21 protein-coding genes are annotated in these 18644 nt (G+C 72.1%); 11 read left to right on the forward strand and 10 right to left on the reverse strand.

What is annotated here, in order from left to right; genetic code table 11:
• Positions 1-36 precede the first annotated feature (36 nt).
• Both ACIP63_RS08520 and ACIP63_RS08525 read left to right on the forward strand, forming a co-directional pair.
• Positions 37-477 carry a MarR family transcriptional regulator gene (locus ACIP63_RS08520; RefSeq protein WP_356707868.1) on the forward strand — a complete coding sequence of 147 codons (441 nt, stop codon included), beginning with the start codon at positions 37-39 and terminating at the stop codon, positions 475-477.
• Between the two features lie 93 nt (positions 478-570).
• Positions 571-1905 (forward strand): MFS transporter, encoded by a 1335-nt coding sequence (locus ACIP63_RS08525; RefSeq protein ID WP_401512662.1) that lies wholly within the window; start codon positions 571-573, stop codon positions 1903-1905.
• 59 nt (positions 1906-1964) lie between these two features.
• Here the strand turns inward: ACIP63_RS08525 and ACIP63_RS08530 are convergent, their stop codons facing one another.
• On the reverse strand, positions 1965-2546 hold the full coding sequence (locus ACIP63_RS08530; protein ID WP_401512664.1) for a Uma2 family endonuclease: 582 nt from the start codon (positions 2544-2546) through the stop codon (positions 1965-1967).
• A gap of 99 nt (positions 2547-2645) precedes the next feature.
• On the opposite strand from ACIP63_RS08530, the gene thpR reads away from it, so the two are divergent.
• Positions 2646-3218, forward strand: a complete 573-nt coding sequence (gene thpR / locus ACIP63_RS08535) for an RNA 2',3'-cyclic phosphodiesterase (protein WP_401512666.1) — start codon at positions 2646-2648, stop codon at positions 3216-3218.
• 146 nt (positions 3219-3364) lie between these two features.
• Here the strand turns inward: thpR and ACIP63_RS08540 are convergent, their stop codons facing one another.
• The 5 genes from ACIP63_RS08540 to ACIP63_RS08560 all read right to left on the reverse strand — a co-directional run bounded on the left by ACIP63_RS08540 (position 3365) and on the right by ACIP63_RS08560 (position 7660).
• Positions 3365-4360, reverse strand: a complete 996-nt coding sequence (locus ACIP63_RS08540) for an aldo/keto reductase (protein ID WP_401512668.1) — start codon at positions 4358-4360, stop codon at positions 3365-3367.
• 49 nt (positions 4361-4409) lie between these two features.
• A complete protein-coding gene (gene pip, locus ACIP63_RS08545; protein WP_401512670.1) occupies positions 4410-5384 on the reverse strand; it encodes a prolyl aminopeptidase in 975 nt (324 codons plus the stop codon).
• Between the two features lie 20 nt (positions 5385-5404).
• Positions 5405-5932: a hypothetical protein gene (locus tag ACIP63_RS08550; RefSeq protein ID WP_401512671.1), complete on the reverse strand. Its 528-nt coding sequence runs from the start codon at positions 5930-5932 to the stop codon at positions 5405-5407.
• A gap of 210 nt (positions 5933-6142) precedes the next feature.
• A complete protein-coding gene (gene nadE / locus ACIP63_RS08555) occupies positions 6143-6973 on the reverse strand; it encodes an ammonia-dependent NAD(+) synthetase (protein WP_401512673.1) in 831 nt (276 codons plus the stop codon).
• 105 nt (positions 6974-7078) lie between these two features.
• Positions 7079-7660, reverse strand: coding sequence for a hypothetical protein (locus ACIP63_RS08560; protein ID WP_401512675.1), 582 nt, complete (start codon positions 7658-7660; stop codon positions 7079-7081).
• Positions 7661-7885: 225 nt separating this feature from the next.
• On the opposite strand from ACIP63_RS08560, the gene ACIP63_RS08565 reads away from it, so the two are divergent.
• A complete protein-coding gene (locus ACIP63_RS08565) occupies positions 7886-8377 on the forward strand; it encodes a hypothetical protein (protein ID WP_401512677.1) in 492 nt (163 codons plus the stop codon).
• 14 nt (positions 8378-8391) lie between these two features.
• Here the strand turns inward: ACIP63_RS08565 and ACIP63_RS08570 are convergent, their stop codons facing one another.
• The gene (locus tag ACIP63_RS08570) at positions 8392-8670 is read right to left on the reverse strand and encodes a metal-sensitive transcriptional regulator (protein ID WP_401512679.1); all 279 of its coding nucleotides are present in this window, start codon (positions 8668-8670) and stop codon (positions 8392-8394) included.
• A 188-nt stretch (positions 8671-8858) separates the two neighbouring features.
• Here ACIP63_RS08570 and ACIP63_RS08575 point away from each other — a divergent pair, with 188 nt between their 5' ends.
• Together ACIP63_RS08575 and ACIP63_RS08580 are read left to right on the forward strand one after the other, a co-directional pair.
• The gene (locus tag ACIP63_RS08575; protein ID WP_401515023.1) at positions 8859-9668 is read left to right on the forward strand and encodes an ABC transporter ATP-binding protein; all 810 of its coding nucleotides are present in this window, start codon (positions 8859-8861) and stop codon (positions 9666-9668) included.
• A 3-nt stretch (positions 9669-9671) separates the two neighbouring features.
• Entirely contained in the window at positions 9672-11012 is a 1341-nt protein-coding gene (locus ACIP63_RS08580) for an FtsX-like permease family protein (protein ID WP_401512681.1), read from the forward strand.
• A gap of 28 nt (positions 11013-11040) precedes the next feature.
• Here the strand turns inward: ACIP63_RS08580 and ACIP63_RS08585 are convergent, their stop codons facing one another.
• On the reverse strand, positions 11041-11886 hold the full coding sequence (locus ACIP63_RS08585) for an aminoglycoside phosphotransferase (RefSeq protein ID WP_401512682.1): 846 nt from the start codon (positions 11884-11886) through the stop codon (positions 11041-11043).
• 197 nt (positions 11887-12083) lie between these two features.
• Here ACIP63_RS08585 and ACIP63_RS08590 point away from each other — a divergent pair, with 197 nt between their 5' ends.
• Together ACIP63_RS08590 and ACIP63_RS08595 are read left to right on the forward strand one after the other, a co-directional pair.
• Positions 12084-12593 carry a SigE family RNA polymerase sigma factor gene (locus ACIP63_RS08590; protein WP_401512684.1) on the forward strand — a complete coding sequence of 170 codons (510 nt, stop codon included), beginning with the start codon at positions 12084-12086 and terminating at the stop codon, positions 12591-12593.
• Between the two features lie 61 nt (positions 12594-12654).
• Complete coding sequence (locus ACIP63_RS08595) at positions 12655-13941, forward strand: hypothetical protein (RefSeq protein ID WP_401512686.1); 1287 nt, start codon at positions 12655-12657, stop codon at positions 13939-13941.
• Positions 13942-14062: 121 nt separating this feature from the next.
• Here ACIP63_RS08595 and ACIP63_RS08600 read toward each other — a convergent pair whose 3' ends face one another.
• Positions 14063-14671, reverse strand: a complete 609-nt coding sequence (locus tag ACIP63_RS08600) for a TetR/AcrR family transcriptional regulator (protein ID WP_401512687.1) — start codon at positions 14669-14671, stop codon at positions 14063-14065.
• A gap of 113 nt (positions 14672-14784) precedes the next feature.
• On the opposite strand from ACIP63_RS08600, the gene ACIP63_RS08605 reads away from it, so the two are divergent.
• Positions 14785-15813, forward strand: a complete 1029-nt coding sequence (locus ACIP63_RS08605) for an aldo/keto reductase (protein ID WP_401512689.1) — start codon at positions 14785-14787, stop codon at positions 15811-15813.
• A 12-nt stretch (positions 15814-15825) separates the two neighbouring features.
• On the opposite strand, the gene ACIP63_RS08610 is transcribed toward ACIP63_RS08605, so the two are convergent.
• On the reverse strand, positions 15826-16902 hold the full coding sequence (locus ACIP63_RS08610; RefSeq protein WP_401512691.1) for a hypothetical protein: 1077 nt from the start codon (positions 16900-16902) through the stop codon (positions 15826-15828).
• A gap of 132 nt (positions 16903-17034) precedes the next feature.
• Between ACIP63_RS08610 and ACIP63_RS08615 the strand changes: the two genes are divergently transcribed.
• Both ACIP63_RS08615 and ACIP63_RS08620 read left to right on the forward strand, forming a co-directional pair.
• Positions 17035-17670, forward strand: a complete 636-nt coding sequence (locus tag ACIP63_RS08615) for a TetR/AcrR family transcriptional regulator (RefSeq protein WP_401512693.1) — start codon at positions 17035-17037, stop codon at positions 17668-17670.
• Positions 17671-17740: 70 nt separating this feature from the next.
• Positions 17741-18607 (forward strand): DUF4429 domain-containing protein, encoded by an 867-nt coding sequence (locus ACIP63_RS08620; RefSeq protein ID WP_401512695.1) that lies wholly within the window; start codon positions 17741-17743, stop codon positions 18605-18607.
• Positions 18608-18644 lie beyond the last annotated feature (37 nt).

Below are 18644 nucleotides of genomic sequence, written 5' to 3' on the forward strand. Positions count from 1 at the left end.
GGTATTTAGCATAGCTAATGAGTTACGCTAAGGAACATGCCTGACCTGATCCACGACGGTGACAGTGCCGCCGCCGTGAGCTCCCTCCGCTCCGCCGTGATGCTGCTGGGCCGGCGCCTGAAGCACCAGCGCGTCGACGAGTCGCTGAGCCCGACCGAGATGTCGGTGCTCGGCACCCTCGCCCGCTGCGGTTCAGCCACCCCCGGTGAGCTGGCCCGCAAGGAGCACGTACAGCCGCCGTCGATGACCCGCATCGTCGCGCTGCTGGAAGCGAAGGGCCTGGTCAGACTGGAACCGCACCCCGATGACCGTCGGCAGAAGATGGTCAGCCGGACCGAGCAGGCGGAAGCCATGCTCGCCGAGAGCCGCGACAAGCGGAACGCCTGGCTGACCGGACTCGCCGAGGGCCTGGACGAGGACGAGTGGGAGAAGCTGCGGGCCGCCGCGCCCGTGCTGGAGAAGCTCGCCCACCTGTGACCCCTTCGGGCGCCGTCGGACCCCGGTCCGCAGCGCCCGCAGTCACGTCCCCGTCAGTACGAACGCCGTATACGTCCGAGGAGGCGAACTCTTTTGAGTACGGGATCCGGAGCAGACTCCGCCCCCGCACCGACTTCCACCCACGAGAGCAAGACCGGCGGGACCTTCTCGTCGCTGAAGATCCGTAACTACCGCCTGTTCGCCACGGGCGCCGTGATCTCCAACACCGGTACCTGGATGTCCCGCATCACGCAGGACTGGCTCGTCCTGAGCCTCACCGGGTCCGCCGCCGCCGTCGGTATCACCACGGCCCTCCAGTTCCTCCCGATGCTGCTCTTCGGCCTGTACGGCGGGGTCATCGCCGACCGGCTCCCGAAGCGGCGTCTGCTGCTCATCAGCCAGGCCGCGCTCGGTCTCTGCGGCATCGCGCTCGCCGTCCTGACCCTCTCCGGCGTCGTCGAGGTCTGGCACGTCTACCTGATCGCCTTCCTGCTCGGCATGGTGACCGTCGTCGACAACCCGGCGCGCCAGTCGTTCGTCTCCGAGATGGTCGGCCCCGCGCAGCTGCGCAACGCCGTCAGCCTGAACTCGGCGAACTTCCAGTCCGCCCGGCTCATCGGCCCCGCCGTCGCGGGTGTCCTGATCACGACGGTCGGCAGCGGCTGGGCGTTCATGTTCAACGGGCTGTCCTTCATCGCTCCGCTCGTCGGCCTGATGATGATGCGGACGAGCGAGCTCCACGCGTCCGTGACCGTCAAGCGGGCCAAGGGCCAGCTCCGCGACGGCCTGCGCTACGTCTCCGGCAGGCCCGAGCTGATCTGGCCGATCGTCCTGGTCGGCTTCGTCGGCACGTTCGGGTTCAACTTCCCGATCTTCCTGACGGCCTTCGCGGACGAGATCTTCCACGGCGGCGCCGGGATGTACTCGTTCTTCAACATCCTCATGGCGGCCGGTTCCCTCGCCGGGGCCCTGCTCGCCGCCCGCCGCCGCTCCTCGCGGCTGCGGATGCTGGTGGCGGCCGGCACCCTGTTCGGTCTGCTGGAGGTCGCCGCGGCCCTGTCGCCGTCCGTCTGGCTGTTCTCGCTGCTGCTGCTCCCGATCGGCATGATCGGCCTGACGACCAACATCAGCGCCAACACGAGCGTCCAGATGGCCGCGGACCCCGAGATGCGGGGCCGCGTGATGAGCCTCTACATGATGGTCTTCGCCGGAGGCACGCCGGTGGGCGCCCCGATCGTCGGCTGGATCAGCGACACCTACGGCGCCCGGACCGGCATGGCGGCCGGAGGCGCGATCTCGATGCTGGCCGCGATCGGCGTCGGATTCATGCTGACCCGGGTCGGCGGCCTGCGCCTGAAGGTCGACCTGCGGCCGGGTCGCCCGCGCGTACGAATAGTCCCGCGCGAGCAGCTGGCCACGGCGGCCTGAGAGCCGGTGAACACACGACTGCCCTCCTCCCCGGCCCGGGGACGAGGGCAGTCGCCTGTTCAGTCGCGGGGGAAGTCGGAGGTCTCCAGGGTGAGGCCGACGACGGTCGCGGTGAGGTCGACGGGAGTGCCGAAGTCCAGGCTCAGCACGCTGCGGTACTCGTCGTCCTTGGGGATCGTGTGCAGGTGCCACGTGCCGGTGTACGGGTCGACGATGAGGTACACCGGGACGCTCGCGGTGGCGTAGGTGGCCTTCTTCGAGCCGTAGTCGTTGGCGGCGGTGTCCTTGGAGATCACTTCGACGACGAACTCGATGTCCTGGTAGCGCCAGTGGTTCTTGGCGTCCGGGGCGGCCTCGGCGGACAGGGCCACGACATCGGAGGCGAAGCCGTTGAGGCGGCCGGGGAAGTCGATGCGGACGTCGGACATCAGCCGCTTCCGGGAGTACCCGGAGCGCAATTGCTCGATGATGTCGAGAATGATCTGCCAGTGAGTGCCCCGTTGCGGCGACAGGTAGACGTTCCCCTCGACGATCTCGACCTTGAATCCCTCGGGGGTGGGTTCAAGCCACTCGAACATCATGTCCAGGGTGCGCTCGTCGCTGGTGTCGGCCATCTCGATCTTGTCGTCGACGACGGTCATCGTGCCGCTCCTGCCCGCTGCCGCACGGCGCGGGCAGCCGCGTAGTACAACGATAGGCCCGGCCCCCCGGACACGCCGGGACGCTGGGACACTCGCCGCATGAGCAGCCAGAGACTCTTCGCCGCCGTCCTGCCGCCGGAGCCCGCCGCCGACGAGCTGGCCAGGGCCGTCAGCCCGCTGCACGCGATCCCCGGAGCCGTGAACCTCCGCTGGACCGCCCGTGCGGGCTGGCACTACACGCTGGCCTTCCTCGGGAACGTCGACGAGGAGCTGCTGCCGGAGCTGTACACCCGGCTGGAGCGTGCCGCGCACCGGACCGAGCCTTTCCCGCTGCGGATCCACGGGGGCGGCAGGTTCGACGGGCGGGCGCTCTGGGCGGGGGCGGAGGGCGGCATCGACACGCTGCGGCTGCTGGCGCAGCGGGCGCATGCCGCCGCGCGCAAGGCCGGGGTCCCGATGGAGGAGCACCGCCGCTACACCCCGCACCTCACCCTCGCCCGCAGCCGCGACCAGGCCGACCTGACCCCGTACACGGCGGCGCTGGAAGGCTTCGAGGGCATGGAGTGGGAGGCCGGCGAGCTCGCTCTCGTACGCAGCAACCTGCCCGTGGACGGGGTGCAGGGGGAGCAGCCGCGGTACGAGGTGGTGCGGGCCTGGCCGCTGGGTCGGTGAGCGGGGCGGTTACGCTCGTCGGGTGGACCCGAAGACCAGAAACCGCATCATGGCCTCCGTGCTCGTACTGATGTTCATCGTCGTCGCGGCTGCGTCCGCCCTCGGGGGCTGAGCCCGCCGGGGACGGACGCACGCGCCTACGCCGGCTACCAGGCGAAGTTCTCCGGCGACGGCCCCGGGCCGGGGAAGATCTCGTCGAGGGCCGACAGCACCTCGTCCGACAGCTCCAGCTCCACCGCGCGCACCGCGGAGTCGAGCTGCTCGCGTGTGCGCGGGCCGGAGATCGGCCCCGTGACGCCGGGCCGTGTGAGCAGCCAGGCCAGACCGGCCTCGCCGGGCTCCAGGCCGTGCTTCTCCAGCAGGTCCTCGTACGCCTGGACCTGCGCCCGCACCTTCGGGTCGGCGAGCGCCTCGCCGGAGCGGCCGGAGGTGGACCGGGCGCCGCCGCCGTCGCGCTCCTTGCGGATCGCGCCGCCGAGCAGTCCGCCGTGCAGCGGCGACCACGGGATGACGCCCAGGCCGTACTCCTGGGCGGCCGGGATGACCTCCATCTCGGCCCCACGCTGCATCAGGTTGTAGATGCACTGCTCGCTGACCAGGCCGTAGCTGCCCCGCTGCCGGGCCCGCTCGTTGGCCTGGGCGATCTTGTAGCCCGAGAAGTTGGAGGAGCCCGCGTAAAGGATCTTGCCCTGCTGGATCAGTACGTCGATGGCCTGCCAGATCTCGTCGATCGGGGTGTCCCGGTCGACGTGGTGGAACTGGTACAGGTCGATGTGGTCCGTCTGCAGCCGCTTGAGGCTGGCGTCGACGGCGCGGCGGATGTTGAAGGCGGAGAGCTTGTCGTGGTTGGGCCACGCCTCGCCGTCCGCGCCCATGTTGCCGTAGACCTTGGTGGCGAGGACGACCTTGTCACGGCGGTCGCCGCCCTGCGCGAACCAGGTGCCGAGGATCTCCTCGGTGCGGCCCTTGTTCTCGCCCCAGCCGTAGACATTCGCGGTGTCGAAGAAATTGACGCCCGCCTCCAGGGCGGCGTCCATGAGCGCGTGGCTGTCGCTCTCGTTGGTCTGGGGGCCGAAGTTCATCGTCCCCAGCACGAGGCGGCTGACCTTGAGTCCTGTGCGTCCGAGCTGCGTGTACTTCATGGAGCCCAAGCCAACTCCTTCGAGCGCGCTCGAAGCAAGAGGGACCTGCTCAGGCGCGCCGTGCGAAGCGGTCCAGCGCGGCCAGCACCGCGCGGGTGGTCGCGGGGCCGCCCGTGTGCCCCGCGTCGTCGATCACCGTCAGCTCGGCGTCCGGCCAGGCCCTGGCCAGCTCCCAGGCGGTGATCAGCGGACCGCCCAGGTCGAAGCGGCCGTGCACCAGGACACCGGGGATGCCCGCGAGGCGGCCCGCGTCGCGGATCAGCTGCCCCTCCTCCAGCCAGGCGGCGTGCGAGAAGTAGTGCGCGCAGATCCGGACGAACGCCAGCTGGTCGCGGTCCGGCCGCCCGCTGTACGGAGGCGGGCCGCTGTGTTTCTCCATGGACAGCACCGCGTCCTCCCAGGCGCACCAGTCGGCCGTCGCCTTCGCCCGGACCTCCGGGTCGGGGCTCTCCGTCCGCCGGGCGTACGCGGCGACGAGGCCCCCGGGGCCCTCGGCCTCCGGGACGCCCGCCCGGAACCGGTCCCAGGCCTCGGGGAAGATCTGCCCGGCGCCCCGGTACAGCCAGTCGATCTCGCTGCGCCGGGTCGTCGTCACCGCCGGGATCACGATCTCGGAGACGCGCTCCGGGTGCTGTTCGGCGTACGCGAGGATCAGCGTCGAGCCCCAGGACCACCCGTACAGCAGCCACCTCGTGATGCCGAGGTGCTCGCGCAGGCGCTCCATGTCGGCGATCAGGTGCGCCGTCGTGTTGTGCCGCATGTCGGCGGCGGGGTCGCTCGCGTGCGGCGTGGAGCGGCCGCAGTTGCGCTGGTCGAAGAGCACGACGCGGTAGAGGTCCGGGTCGAAGTGCCGCCGGGCCCCGGGCCTGCACCCCGAGCCGGGCCCGCCGTGCACGACGAGTGCGGGCTTGCCGGCCGGGTTGCCGCAGACCTCCCAGTACACGAGGTTGCCGTCGCCGACGTCCAGCATCCCGTGGTCGTACGGCTCGATCGGCGGGTACTTTCCGTCGGGCTCACGGGGCATGGTGACGGTCCCTCCCGGGGTCACTCGGTGACGGTGAACGGGGTGTCGGCCTGATTGTCCGTGTCCACGTCGTCCAGGCTCCACACACGGAACGTGGGAGTCTCCGACCCGCTGCCCTCCTCGCCGGGCACGTGGACCTCCGCCGCGAAGCTCCCGTCCGGGCCGGCGGTGACATCACGCAGATCCTTCTCGACGGACCCGCTGTCCCGGAAGGTGATGCGGATCTGCTCGTCCGGGGCGAAGCCGGTGGCCTTGAGCGTCACCACCGTTCCCGCCGGGGCCCGGTCGGGGACGGCGGTCAGGCGGGGCCTGCTGTGCGGGGTCGCGGTCGCCGGATCGGCCGGCAGGGTCTGGAGCGGCGGATCCGACGGAGTCGAGGAGGGTTCTGCGGAGACGGAGGAGGAGTCCGACGCGGAGGCCGCCGTCGACGTCCCTGCCGGACCGGCCGCCGACGCCGTGGGCGGGGACGAGTCCCCGCCGGACACCGCCACGGCGGCGATGACCGCGGCGATGATCGTCGCCGCCGCCGTGATCACAGCGGCGGTCACATGCCGGCCGCCCTCACCCCGCGGGGCCGGAGGGTGAGGGGGCGGCGGGGGGATCGGCGGCCCCGGGGGCATCGGCGGGTTGGGGCTGGACACGCGAGTCCCCCTGCTGGCTCGTGAAGATCGGTGGAGCCCGTCAGGATAACGGCCGAGGCGCGACGCGTGCCGCCCAATTCCCCTCGCCTCAGGCGGAATTGCGACAGACCTGCGGGCCTACGGAGCGAGGGGGAGCCGGCGCTTGTGGTCGGTGAGGCGGTAGCGGCCGACGATCGTGTCGAAGGCCTGCTCGTCCACCGGCTTGCCCTCCAGGAAGTCGTCGATGGTGTCGTAGGTGACGCCGAGAGCGTGTTCGTCCGCCTTGCCCGGGTCGAGCGTCTCCAGGTCGGCCGTCGGCACCTTCCCGACCAGCTCGGCCGGTGCGCCGAGCGCCTCCGCGACGGCGCGCACCCGGCGCTTGGTCAGTCCGGTCAGCGGGACCAGGTCGGCCGCGCCGTCCCCGAACTTGGTGAAGAAGCCGGAGACCGCCTCGGCGGCGTGGTCCGTGCCGACGACGAGGCCGCTGTGCGCTCCGGCCACCGCGTACTGGGCGATCATGCGCTGCCGGGCCTTGACGTTGCCGAGCACGAAGTCCTGGTGGTGGGGGTCGCGGAAGGCCACGTCGCCACCGAGCAGGGACTCCTGCATGGCGTCGGTCGCGGGCTTGATGTCCACCGTCAGCACCTGGTCGGCCTGGATGAAGGAGAGCGCGAGCTGTGCGTCGTGCTCGTCGGCCTGGACGCCGTAGGGCAGCCGCATCGCGTAGAACCGGGCCTCGTGGCCCGCGGCCCTGGCACGCTCGACGGCGAGCTGGCACAGCCGGCCGGCGGTGGTGGAGTCGACGCCTCCGCTGATGCCGAGCACCAGGGAGCCCAGACCCGTGGAGGTGAGCCGCTCGACGAGGAAGGCCACGCGGCGCTCGATCTCCTGGTGGGCGTCGAAGGTCTCCGCGACCTCCAGCTCCCTGGCGATTTCCTGCTGCAGGGCGATGTCCGCCGGCTCGCTCACGTCTGCTCCTCGGTCCGGTTCACGGTGCGCTGTCGCGCCCACCCTACCCAGGGCCCCTTCCCGCAGGCCCGGAGCGCCGGTGGCGCCATGGCGCGGGGCCGCACGTCAGCCCCTGACGGCCAGGTGGTACGCCGACGCCCACAGCGTCACCGCGGAGCCCAGACCCACCACGGCGCGCACGCTCCCGTCCGACAGGCCGGCCGCGATCAGCACGAAGCCGAGGACCGCGACTCCGGTCAGCAGCGCGGCCGTCCCCTTGTACTGCCACTGGTCGTAGAGCCGCGCGAGCGGGACGAAGTGCAGGCCGACCACGAGGGCGATCGCCGGCGGGACGAAGGCGGGGTGGCCGGTGGCGTTGGACGCGGCGATCACGGCGAAGATCGCCGCGAGTTCGACGACGTTGACGATGCCCACCGAACGCGCCCAGTTCGCGGGCAGGGAGACCAGGCGGGGCGAGGGTGCGGCGCCCTTGCGGTAGACGAGGAGGAGCGCCGCCGCGGTGACCGGTACGGCCATGATCTCGACGGCCAGGGCCGCACCCGACGACGCCAGTCCGGACGCCCCGGCGAAGGCCCACACCACGGCGAAGACCGACAGGACCACGGTGCCCCGGCGGCGCAGGGTCCGGGTGAGCGCGACACATTCGGCGCCCGTGGCCGAGGAGTTCGAGGGCGTCGGCTGGATCATCGGCCGAGAGTACAGCGGCCACCGGGCCCGTTCGGCGGTTTCGGAGCGGAGGGAGAAGGCCTGCACTTACGGAGGCACTCCCTCCGGCCCTCACCCCTGACCTGCCCGTTCCAGGGCACGAGGAGGAGCCGCCCGGCTGCCCGCCCCCGCCCCCGCGAGTCCGGGAGGAGTTACGCTCGACCAGGTCCACGAGGCCCGCGAACGCTACGACGAGGAGGCGGCGGCGTGAACGCCACCCCGCAGGTGCTGGCCGTCCTGGACGGACTCCTCGCCGCCGCGGCACCCGGTGAGCGCGGCGCCCTCTGGCGTCTCGCCGAAGAGGGACGGGAGCTGGACGCCAACATCGTCCGTCTGCCGCCGGACGCCGGGGTGGAGGAGCACCAGGAGGACGTCCTGGACGTGCTGCTCGTCGTCCTCGCGGGCGGCGGCAGCCTGCGTACGGGCAGCGACACCCTGGACCTCGCCCCGACGGCCGTCACCTGGCTGCCCCGGACCTCACGGCGGGCGCTGGAGGCGGGGCCGGACGGGCTGACCTACCTCACGGTGCACCGCCGGCGCCCGGGCCTCACGATCAAGCCGGCCGTGCGCACTCCCGCGTACGAGGGCGGTGAGGCTCCCTGCATGCTGGATCTGGTCTGCCCGGAGTGCGGGCGGCTGTCGGCCGACCGGACGCCGAAGTACTGCAGCGCGTGCGGGGAGCCGTTCCCGGAGCGCTGACGGGGAGCGTGCGCTCACGCCAGCGAGAGGAACAGCTTCTCCAGGCGGGCGCGCATCCGGTCCTTGTCGGCGGGCGACTGCCCCTCGTCGGCCAGGCACTGTTCGAGCCCCGCCGCGATGATGGAGAAACCCGCCCGGTCCAGCGCCCGTGAGGCGGCGGCCAGTTGCGTGACCACGTCCTCGCAGTCCCTGCCCTCCTCGATCATCCTGATGACCCCGGCGATCTGGCCCTGGGCCCGCCGGAGCCGGTTGAGGACGGACCTCAGCTCTTCGGCCGCCATGTCGAGTTGCATGGTTCCTCCCGCGCGTACCTGTCACCGGGGCCCAGATACCCCCAGGGGTACCGTACCCGGGGCGCTTCCCCCCGGGCCGGGTGTACTCAGCGCCACCCCGTACTCGGGGGCGTACGCCAATGTGCCCGCCCGCTCCTCTCCGTAGCGTCGTCGTCGTGGCGCAGAGCGCGTCCGACGAGCAGAGGGTGATGGCCATGTCCGATCGCAGACGACAGCCCACGAGCCGGACCGCCGAGGCTCTGCGGCTGGTTTCGGTGAGCAAGGTGTACGGAACCGGGGACAGCGCCGTGACCGCCCTGGACGGTGTGTCCCTGAGCCTGCCGCGGGGGAGTTTCACCGCGGTCATGGGCCCCTCGGGCTCCGGCAAGTCCACGCTGCTCCAGTGCGCCGCCGGCCTCGACCGCCCCGACCGGGGGCAGATCGTCGTGGACGGCGAGGAGATGAGCGGCGGCGGCGAGGCGGCGCTCACGAGGTTCCGGCGGGACCGGATCGGCTTCATCTTCCAGCAGTACAACCTGCTCCCCACCCTGACCGTCGAGGAGAACACCGCGCTGCCCCTCCGGCTCGCCGGCCGCAAGGCCGACCGGGAGGGCATCCGCGCGGTCCTCACGCAGGTCGGCCTGGGCGACCGCCTCGGCCGTCTCCCCGACGAGCTCTCCGGCGGGCAGCGCCAGCGTGTCGCCATCGCGCGCGCCCTCGTGACCCGGCCCGCGGTGGTCTTCGCCGACGAGCCGACCGGCGCCCTGGACACGCGCAGCGCGCGCGATGTGCTGAGCCTGCTGAAGGAGACCGTCCGGCTGCACGGAAGCACCGTCGTGCTCGTCACCCACGACCCGGTCGCCGCCTCCTACGCCGACTCGGTCCTCTTCCTCGCGGACGGGCGGCTGGCGGGCCACCTCCCCGCCCCCACCGCCGAGGCCGTCGCCGAACGCATGACCCACCTCGGGGACCGTGCGGCCGAACGGCGCGCGGACAGCGGCCCGTTGATGGAGGTGTGAGCCATGCTGTTCCTTGCCACACGCTCGGTCCGCAAGCGCCCGGGGCGCTTCCTCGCGACCCTGCTCTCGGCGTTCCTCGGCGCCGTGATCATCATGACGTTCAGCTCCCTGCACGACACGGCGGCGGCCCCCGGGGTCGACGACGTCAGCGCGGAGTCCATGACCATCTCCGCGAGCGTCGTCGGCGGATACGGCTCCCTCCTCGTCTTCTTCGCCATCGCTTCCACCCTCACCGTCAGCGTCCGCCAGCGCGCCGAGGAGATCCACCTGCTGCGCTGCACCGGGGCAACTCCCGCCCAGGTCACGCGCATGGTCGTCGGGGAGTCCGCCGTCGTCGCACTCGTCGGCGCCGCGCTCGCCGTCGGGCCCGCCGTGCTCGGCGGCCGGCTCCTGGTCGGCCTGTTCAAGGACAGCGGCCAGGTCGCCGCGGACGTCGACCCGGCCTTCGGCGCGATGGCCCTCGGCTCGGGCTTCGGCATCGCGGTCCTCGCCTCCGTCGGCGCCGCGTTCCTCGCCGTACGCCGCGCCACCAAGGCCGCCGCCGGAGCGCGCGGCCCGTCCGGCCGCCGGGGCCGCACCCTGGCCGGCTGCGCCGCACTGGTGGCCGGGACCGGGGGGATCCTGACCACGTACGCCGTCGACAGCACCGAGGAGATGCTGATGGCGTTCCCCGCCTACGGCGCCATCCTGCTCTCCGTCGGCTTCGCCGTCCTCGCCCCGTCCCTGCTGGGCAGGCTCCTGGATCTGCTGCGAGGCCCCCTCGCGGCGGTGGGCGGCGCGGGCGGCTACCTGAGCGCCCGCAACCTGCGCCGACGCGGTGCGGAACTGGCCGGAGTGCTCATGCCGATGATCATCTTCACCGGCATGGCCACCGCCACCCTCTACATCCAGGGCGTCGAGAGCGACTGGGTCGCGGCGTCCGGCCTGGACAAGACGGTCGACGACAAGAACGTGGAGACCCTCAACCTCGTCGTCGTCGGCATCATCGTCGTCTTCTCCTGCATCATGCTCGTCAACAGCCTGTACGCCGCCACCTCGTACCGCAGCCGCGAGTTCGGCCAGCAGCGCCTCGCCGGAGCCACACCCGGTCAGGTCCTGGGCGTGGTCGGCTGGGAGGCGGTGCTCCTCACCCTGACCGGGCTCGTCCTGGGCACGGCCGCGGGAATCGCGGGGATCATCCCCTTCACGATGGTCCGCACCGACCAGGTCCTGCCGGACCAGGGCCCGGGCACCTGGCTGGTCATCATGGCCATCGCCACCGTGGTCACCCTCGGCACGAGCCTCGGAACCGCGCGCAGGACCCTGCGTGCCCCGGCCATCGAGGCCGTCACCGTGGCCGCGTGATCCGGATGCGCACGCCCCGGGGCCTCGGCTACGGCTGAGGCCCCGTCACCCTTTCCGCCACCAGACGGGTCGCCCGCGCATACCGCTCCGGCTCGCCCGGCCCGGCGGGCCCCGACGGCCTCACGAGCTCGCTGTACGCGACGAGCCGGAAGATCAGCGCCCGGATCAGCAGCTGGTTCCAGTCGGCGTGGTCGTTCCCCGGCGAGAGCAGTGCGCTCGGAAGGTCCCACCACAGCAGACCATCGACGATCACGACGGCTTCGGCGAACAACGGAGGCCGCCAGTACGGCGAGAAGTCGATCACGGCGGGCAGTTCGTGCGGGGCGAAGAGGACGTTGCCGGTCAGATCACCGTGGACGAGCTGCGCCGCGTCCTGGCTCACAGGACGCCTCAGCCCCAGCAGGGCCGAGAACGGCGCCGCGAGGTCCTCGCTCACCTCGACGTCCTGCTCGCCCCACGCGACCCGGTCGGCCACCGCCCAGGGATGGGCCCGCCGTTCGAGGAAGCCGGGCCTGGGGTGCGGCCGCAACGCGGCGTGGAAGGCGCGGCCGGCGCGCAGGACATCGTCCCAACGCCCCTGCGGACCGGGCTCACCGGTCAGGAACGCGCCGGCCGTCCAGCCGTCCACGACGCTCCGGCCGTCGGGGGCCCGGAGCGGCCGGGGGACGCGGAAGCCGCTGCCCGTCGCCAGCTCGTCGAACAGCGAAGCGCCCCACTCGGCCTCCGCCTCGGCGCCCTCGGCCGGCTTGAACACGTATCCGCCGACGAGAACACTCCGCCCTTGCCCACCGGCCAGCGGGACAGGAGTCCCCCGCACCCCGAAGGCGTCGAGGACGGGACGGGGCGGAACGGCGTCGCTCATCAGCTCGGTCACGCCGCCATCCTGCGACGCGGCCCTGCCGGACGCACCTCCTTTTGCCTTCGCCCCGGCCGGGTCCGGTCCACGCGCCTGACACGGCATCCGACGGACGACGGGGTACTGCCCGTACGAACATCGGTCCATGGCCTCGCGGGTGAAACATTTCCCGGCGGCCACCGCATCTAAAGGGTGTAGCTGAGAGGGGGTGGCGGATGAGGCAGTCCGAGGAGGGCGCCTTCCGTGAGTTCGCGGAAGCCCGTATGGGCCATCTGTTCCGTTCGGCATGCCTGCTGACCAGCGGGGACACGCATCTTGCCGAGGATCTCGTGCAGGAGACGCTCGGCCGGATGTACGCGGTGTGGGGGCGCACGTCGCGGGTCGGGAACCCGGCGGCGTACGCGCAGACCGTGCTCGTGCGGTGCTATCTCGGGCACCAGCGGCGCCGGTCCGCCGGCGAACGCCCGAGCGGCGAACTGCCGGAGCGCGCGGGGGAGTCGGCGGAGGACGCGTCCTTGAGGATGACGCTCCTCGACGCGCTGCGCGGCCTGCCGCCCAAGGACCGGGCGGTGATCGTGCTGCGCTACTGGGAGGACCGGTCGGTCAGTGAGACCGCGGACGCGCTGCACGTCAGCTCGGCGGCGGTGCGCACCCGCAGCACCCGTGCGCTCGCCCGGCTGCGCGAGCACCTGGGCGGCAGCATCGGCGAGCTGGCCGCGCACTGAACTCTCTTCGTACTTCTTTCCTTTTTCTCTTTCCACAGGTGTGGGGACGGTGGTGGACGGCATGCGCGAAAACGGTGCTCAGGACGACCGGGACGCCTTCGAGGGCGGGCTCGGCATGGCGATGAAGCAGGCGGGGGAGGGGTTCTCCGTCGCGGGGCGGCCGCTCGTCGACGGCGGCGTGGCGCGCGGCCGGCGCCGGGCGGTGCTGCGCCGCAGCGCCGTGGTGACCGGGAGTGTGGCGGCTCTGGCGGTGATCGGGCTCGGCGGTTCGTACGTCACCGGGGACATCGGCACCTCGCGGGACGGCGGCGACGGGGCCGCGGTGGGCGCCCAGGTGAGGGGGAAGAGCGGCGGGGCCGAGAAGCCGTCGGGCTCCTACACAGCCCCGCAGGTGATCAAGACCCTCGAAGGGCTGCTGCCGCCCGGGAAGGTCAGCGGCCAGGCGGGCCGCGGCACCACCGGTGAGGGCGACCAGAAGGACTTGCACGCGCCGTACGCCTCCGTCGTGTACGACGACGGCGACGGGAAGGCCGCCGTATCGGTGAGCCTGAGCCGGCAGCACCCCGACCAGAAGCTGTCCGAAGGCGAGCTCTCCTGCCCGGACAAGAACCTCAACGTGTTCGAGGCCTGCTCCGCCACGACGCTGAAGGACGGCTCGCGCCTCGTACTGTTCAAGGGCTGGGAGTACCCGGACCGGCGCGTGGAGACCAAGCGCTGGTCCGCGGACCTGCTGACGCCCGAGGGCTACCGGATCTCCGCGACCGAATGGAACGCGGCCGCCGAGAAGGGCGCCCCCATCAGCCGTCCCGCCCCGCCGCTGTCGCTGGACCGGCTGAAGGCGCTCGCCCGGGCCGAGGAGTGGCGCCCGATCATCGAGTCCCTCCCCGCGCCCGAACAGCCGCCGCTGGAACAGCCGGCCCCGCAGGGTCAGAACGGCGACGTGATCCTGGGCAGACTGATCAAGCAGCTTCCCGACGGCCTGAAGGTGAAGGCGTCCGGCGGGCAGGAGGCGGAGTACGCGTACGTCGTGGTCGACGACGGCCGGGGCAAGAGCTTCGTGCAGATCAACGTCCAGCCGGACATGTCCGACGTCGAGGGCGACCTCTTCGGCCCCGACGCGAAGGTGCTGGCGGACGGTACGAAGGTCACCACACGTCAGGGGCCGGGCGAGAAGGGCGGTGACGACGTGAAGATGTGGACGGTCGACACGATCCGCCCCGACGGCTTCCGCGTGGTGATCTCCGCCTTCAACGCGGCGAACCAGAACGAGGCCGCCACCCGCGAGGACCCCGCGCTGACCCTCGCCGAGATGGAGGAGATCGCCACGAGCAAGCTGTGGCGGAGCTGAGCCGTTCCGCTGCGTGGCAGGTCGTTGGGAGGAACGAGACAACAGGGTGCCCCTTATGTGCTGTTCCGGGCGTCCCTATTCTCCCAACGACCGGGCTGGGGGGCCGTACTGGTTTCCCGGCTCACCTCGCCCCGTAGCGGAGCCCGTCCACGAGAAGGGCGATCATCCGCCGCGTGTGGTCGTTGTCGTCCTCGGTGGCGGGCAGGGTCAGGTTGCGTGTGGCGATCAGCAGGTCCTCGGGGTCCACGTCGGAGCGGATCTCGCCGGCCTTCGCCGCCGCGTCGATGAGCGTGGCGAGTACGGGCATGAAGCGCTGCTCGAAGTAGGACGGCAGGCTGTCGTACGCCGAGTCCCCCGAGTGCAGGGCGGCGCTGAGCCCGCGCTTCGTGGCGAAGAACAGCGCGAAGCGCTGGAGCCACCTGGTGAGCGCCTCCGCCGGTCCGTACTCCGCCGCGAGGGCGGGCGCGGCGTCGGCGCAGGCGTCGACCTCGTGGCGGAAGACCGCGGCGATGAGGTCGGAGCGCTGCGGGAAGTGCCGGTAGAGCGTGCCGGCTCCCACGCCCGCCTTCGCGGTGATCTGGCGTACGGGCGCGTCCACTCCCGAGGTGAGGAACACCTCCGCCGCCGCTGTGAGCAGGGCGTCGGTGTTGCGCCGCACGTCTGCGCGCACCCGCTTCGCCGGGGGCTGCCCGGCGTCGGCTTCGGCTTCCCGGGTCGTGTCCTCGCGCACGGTGCTCCCCTTGCTATACGGAACACTGTTCCGTATTGTCGATGCTGAACGTTGTTCCGTTTACGCAGCCTAATGCCCGCGGCCCGTGTGGGCCAAGGGACGAGGAGCTCCTCATGCACTACCGCACGCTGGGCCGGACCGGGATCAAGGTCAGTCCGTACTGCCTGGGCACGATGATGTTCGGCGCCGTCGGGAATCCCGATCACGGCGAGTCCGTCAGGATCATCCACAAGGCCCTGGACGCCGGCGTCAATTTCGTCGACACCGCCGACTTCTACTCGCACGGCGAGTCCGAGGAGATCGTCGGCAAGGCGCTCAAGGGGCGCCGGGACGACGTCGTGCTGGCGACCAAGGCCCATCTGCCGATGGGGGACGACCCCAACCGGCGGGGCAATTCGCGGCGTTGGCTGGTCCGCGCGCTGGAGGACTCGCTGCGCCGCCTGGGCACCGACCACGTCGATCTGTTCCAGGTCCACAGGCCCGACCCGGACACCGACGTGGAGGAGACGCTCTCCGCGCTCACCGATCTCGTGCGCGCCGGGAAGGTCCGGAACATCGGCGGCTCCACCTTCCCCGCCTCGGACATCGTCGAGGCGCAGTGGGTGTCCGAACGACGGGGCCTGGAGCGGTTCCGCACCGAGCAGCCGCCGTACTCGATCCTGAACCGGGGCATCGAGCGCGAGGTGCTGCCCGCCTGTGAGCGTTACGGGATGGGCGCCCTGGTCTGGAGTCCTCTCGCGGGCGGCATGCTCACCGGCCGCTACCGCAAGGGCGAGACGGCCGACACCCACCGGGCCGGCTTCGGCTTCGGGCACCTCGTCGACGAGCGCCGGCTCGACGCGGTCGAGCGGCTGATCCCCGTCGCCCAGGACGCCGGGATGTCGCTGACGCACATGGCGACCGCCTTCGCGATCGCCCACCCCGCCGTCACCTCCGCGATCATCGGCCCGCGCACCATGGACCACCTCGACGACCTGCTCGCGGGTGCGGAGACCGTGCTGGACGACGAGACCCTCGACCGGATCGACGCCATCGTGCCTCCCGGCACCGACATCGGGAGGCTCGACATGGCGTACGACCCTCCGGCCGTCCAGCAGGCCCGCCTGCGCCGCAGGCTGCCCGGCGAGCGCTCCGCCGCCTGACGCGGGGGCACCTCAGCGGGCGGAGGCCGCCGCTTCCGTGCGGCCGCGACCGTACTCCGCCAGCGCGTGGAAGGCCGCCTTCGGCTCCCACGGGAGGCCGGGGAACGCGGTGCCCGTACGGCCGTCGGCGAGGACCCTGACCACACCGAAGGACGCCTTGTCGAAGTCGCGGTCCTCGGTCCCCGCCCCGGTCGTCCCCGCCCCGGTCGTCCCCGCGTCGGGCAGGTCGTAGCGGGCGAAGGTGTAGACGAAGGCGGCTTCGATGCCGGAGTCCTCGAAGAGGCCGAGGAGTTCGCGTACGTAACCGGCCTGTTCCTGCTCGTCGCGGACCACCGGTCGGGTGAAGCGCGCGGGGCGTGCCCAGTCGTCCCACTCGACGACCTCGTCGGCCCGGCTCGCGAGGGCGGCACCGCCGCGGAAGGGGGCGCAGCCGAACTCCGTGACCGCCGCAGGCTTGCCGTGCGAGGTCAGCGCCCGTAGTCCGTCGGCCAGTTGGTCCGCGTTTCCCGCGTCGCGGTAGCCGGCGTCGGTGGCGACCAGGTCGAAGGGTGTCCAGTCGACGCCCTCGAAGGGGAGTGAGGCGTACCCGACGCGTCCGCCGAACTCCGCCCGCACGGCGGTGACCGCAGTGCCGAGGAAGGCGTTGATCCGAGCGGACAGGTCCGGGAGGGCGGCCCGCAGCCGTTGTGGGTCGGAGAGGACCGCCACCCGGTCGGCCGTGGTGTTGCCGGGGAGGAAGCCCTCGGTGAAGAGGGAGATCTCCGACCCGGTGAGGAAGACCACCACGGCGCCGTCCCGCCGCAGCTTCTCCGCACGGGCGGCGCTGTCGGTGAGGAGGCCGAGGAGCTCGTCCTGGGTGAGGCCGTTGGTGAACGGGCAGTACCAGACGGCGAGTCCGGCCTCGGCCGCCAGCCGGGCGGCCGTCTCCAGACGGTCGCGGTCGCCGCCGGTGACGCGGACGGCGCCGCAGCGCAGCTCGTCGCGGATGATCTCCATCTCGCGGCGGACGACGGCCGGGTCGAAGGGCTCGCGGGTGGTGGTTCCGGCGCTGGTGAAGCCGGTGTCGAAGTTGATTCCGAAGGTGCGCACGGCGGGGCCCTCTCTGCGCGGCGAATTTAGGGTACGGAGAGTACCCTATGGTCGGGCTCCCGGCCGCCCGGATTTGGTGGGGGCGCGCTCCGTGCCGTAGATATCGGCGTACGGGACGAGAGGGGGCGACCAGTGCCGGAAGCCGGTGACGGGCCGAAGCGGGCCGGGGCGCCGCGGCGGCGCGGAGCCGTGCTGGAGGAAGCGATCCTCCGGGCGGCGGCCGAGGTGCTGGAGGAGTCCGGTGTCGCCGGGCTGACGATGGACGAGGTGGCCCGGCGGGCGGGCACGAACAAGAACGCGATCTACCGCCGCTGGCCCCACCGCGTCGCGCTCGGCGTCGCCGCGTACCGCCGGCTGACCGCGGCGGAGACCACGGTGCCGGACACCGGATCGCTGCGGGACGACGCCCTGGAGCTGCTGCGGCGCGCCAACAGCACCTGGTCGTCGCCGTACGGGGAGATCCTGCGCGGCCTGATCGCGGCGGCCGGCGGGACGCCGGGACTGCTCGCCGAGCTGCGCGATCCCGAGGCCGGCGGCGATGCCTACGAGGCCGCGTGGACGGCGGTGCTCGGCCAGGCGGTGTCCCGCGGCGAGGCCGCCTCCCGGGCGTTGCACCCCCGGGTCGCGTCCACGCCGGTGGCGCTGCTGCGCAACGAGTACATGACGCGGGGTGTCCCGGCCGTACCGGACGACGTCCTCGTCGAGATCGTCGATGAGGTCTTCCTGCCGCTGGTCCACGGCCGGAGTGCCGGCCGTGACACCGTCTGACGGCGTAGCCGCGTCCGGGTGGGGAGTTGTGCCGGTCTCGTACGCGGGTGCGCCTGGCAGAATCCGGCGTATGGCCGACATCATCTCGCGCGACGGCACGTGGAGTTTCGACGGGGACACGGTGCGCATCGTCCCGGGCGGCAAGGTGCACCCGGTGCGGCAGGAACTCGGCGAGCTCGCCGTCCCGTTGCAGGCGGTCGCGGGGGTCTCCTTCGAGCCGGACCGCAAGGGCGGCCGCCTGCGGCTGCGGCTGCGCACCGGCGCCTGCCCCGTCCTGCGGGCCGCGGACGGCCGGCTGAAGGACGCCGCCGATCCGTATCAGCTCGTCGTGGAGAAGGACCGCACGGGCGTGGCGGAGTACCTCGTCGACGAGATACGCAACGCCCTGATCGTCGAGCAGGTGCCCGACGGGCCGGTGGACCGCTTCCTGCTGCCGGGGCCGTCGGTGCCGGTGTCGGGCGGCGGCGGGGACGGCACGGCGTCCTTCGACGGGGAGACGGTCCGCCTCACCTGGAACTGGAAGGCCGAGGAGTCGAAGACCGCCGGCGGCGCGGTCACCCTTCCGCTGCCGGAGGTGACCGGGGTGCGCTGGATGCCCGCCATCGGGCTGGAGAACGGCTCCCTGCGCTTCGACCGGGGAGGTTCCGTCTCGGCCTCGCCCGCCAAGTTCGACCCGTACTCCCTCGATCTGTGGGGGCTGTCGAAGCGGGAGTACACCGCGGTCCTGGTCGCGGCCGCCGTGCTCGTACGGATGCCGGCACCCGTCGGCCCCGCCCTCCCGCTCGGAGCCGCCCCGGCAACCGGGCCCGCCCCGTCCGCCGACGACCACGACGTCCTGCTGCGGCGGCTCCGCGAGCTCGGCGAGCTGCGCGAGGCCGGCATCCTCACCGACGACGAGTTCGCCGCCGCGAAACAGGCCGTGCTGAAGCGGCTCTGACGCCACGGCCGGCGGGAGGCGAAGGCCTCGCGACGGC

The sequence above is a fragment of the Streptomyces sp. NPDC088746 genome, from assembly GCF_044751065.1.
GTDB lineage: Bacteria > Actinomycetota > Actinomycetes > Streptomycetales > Streptomycetaceae > Streptomyces.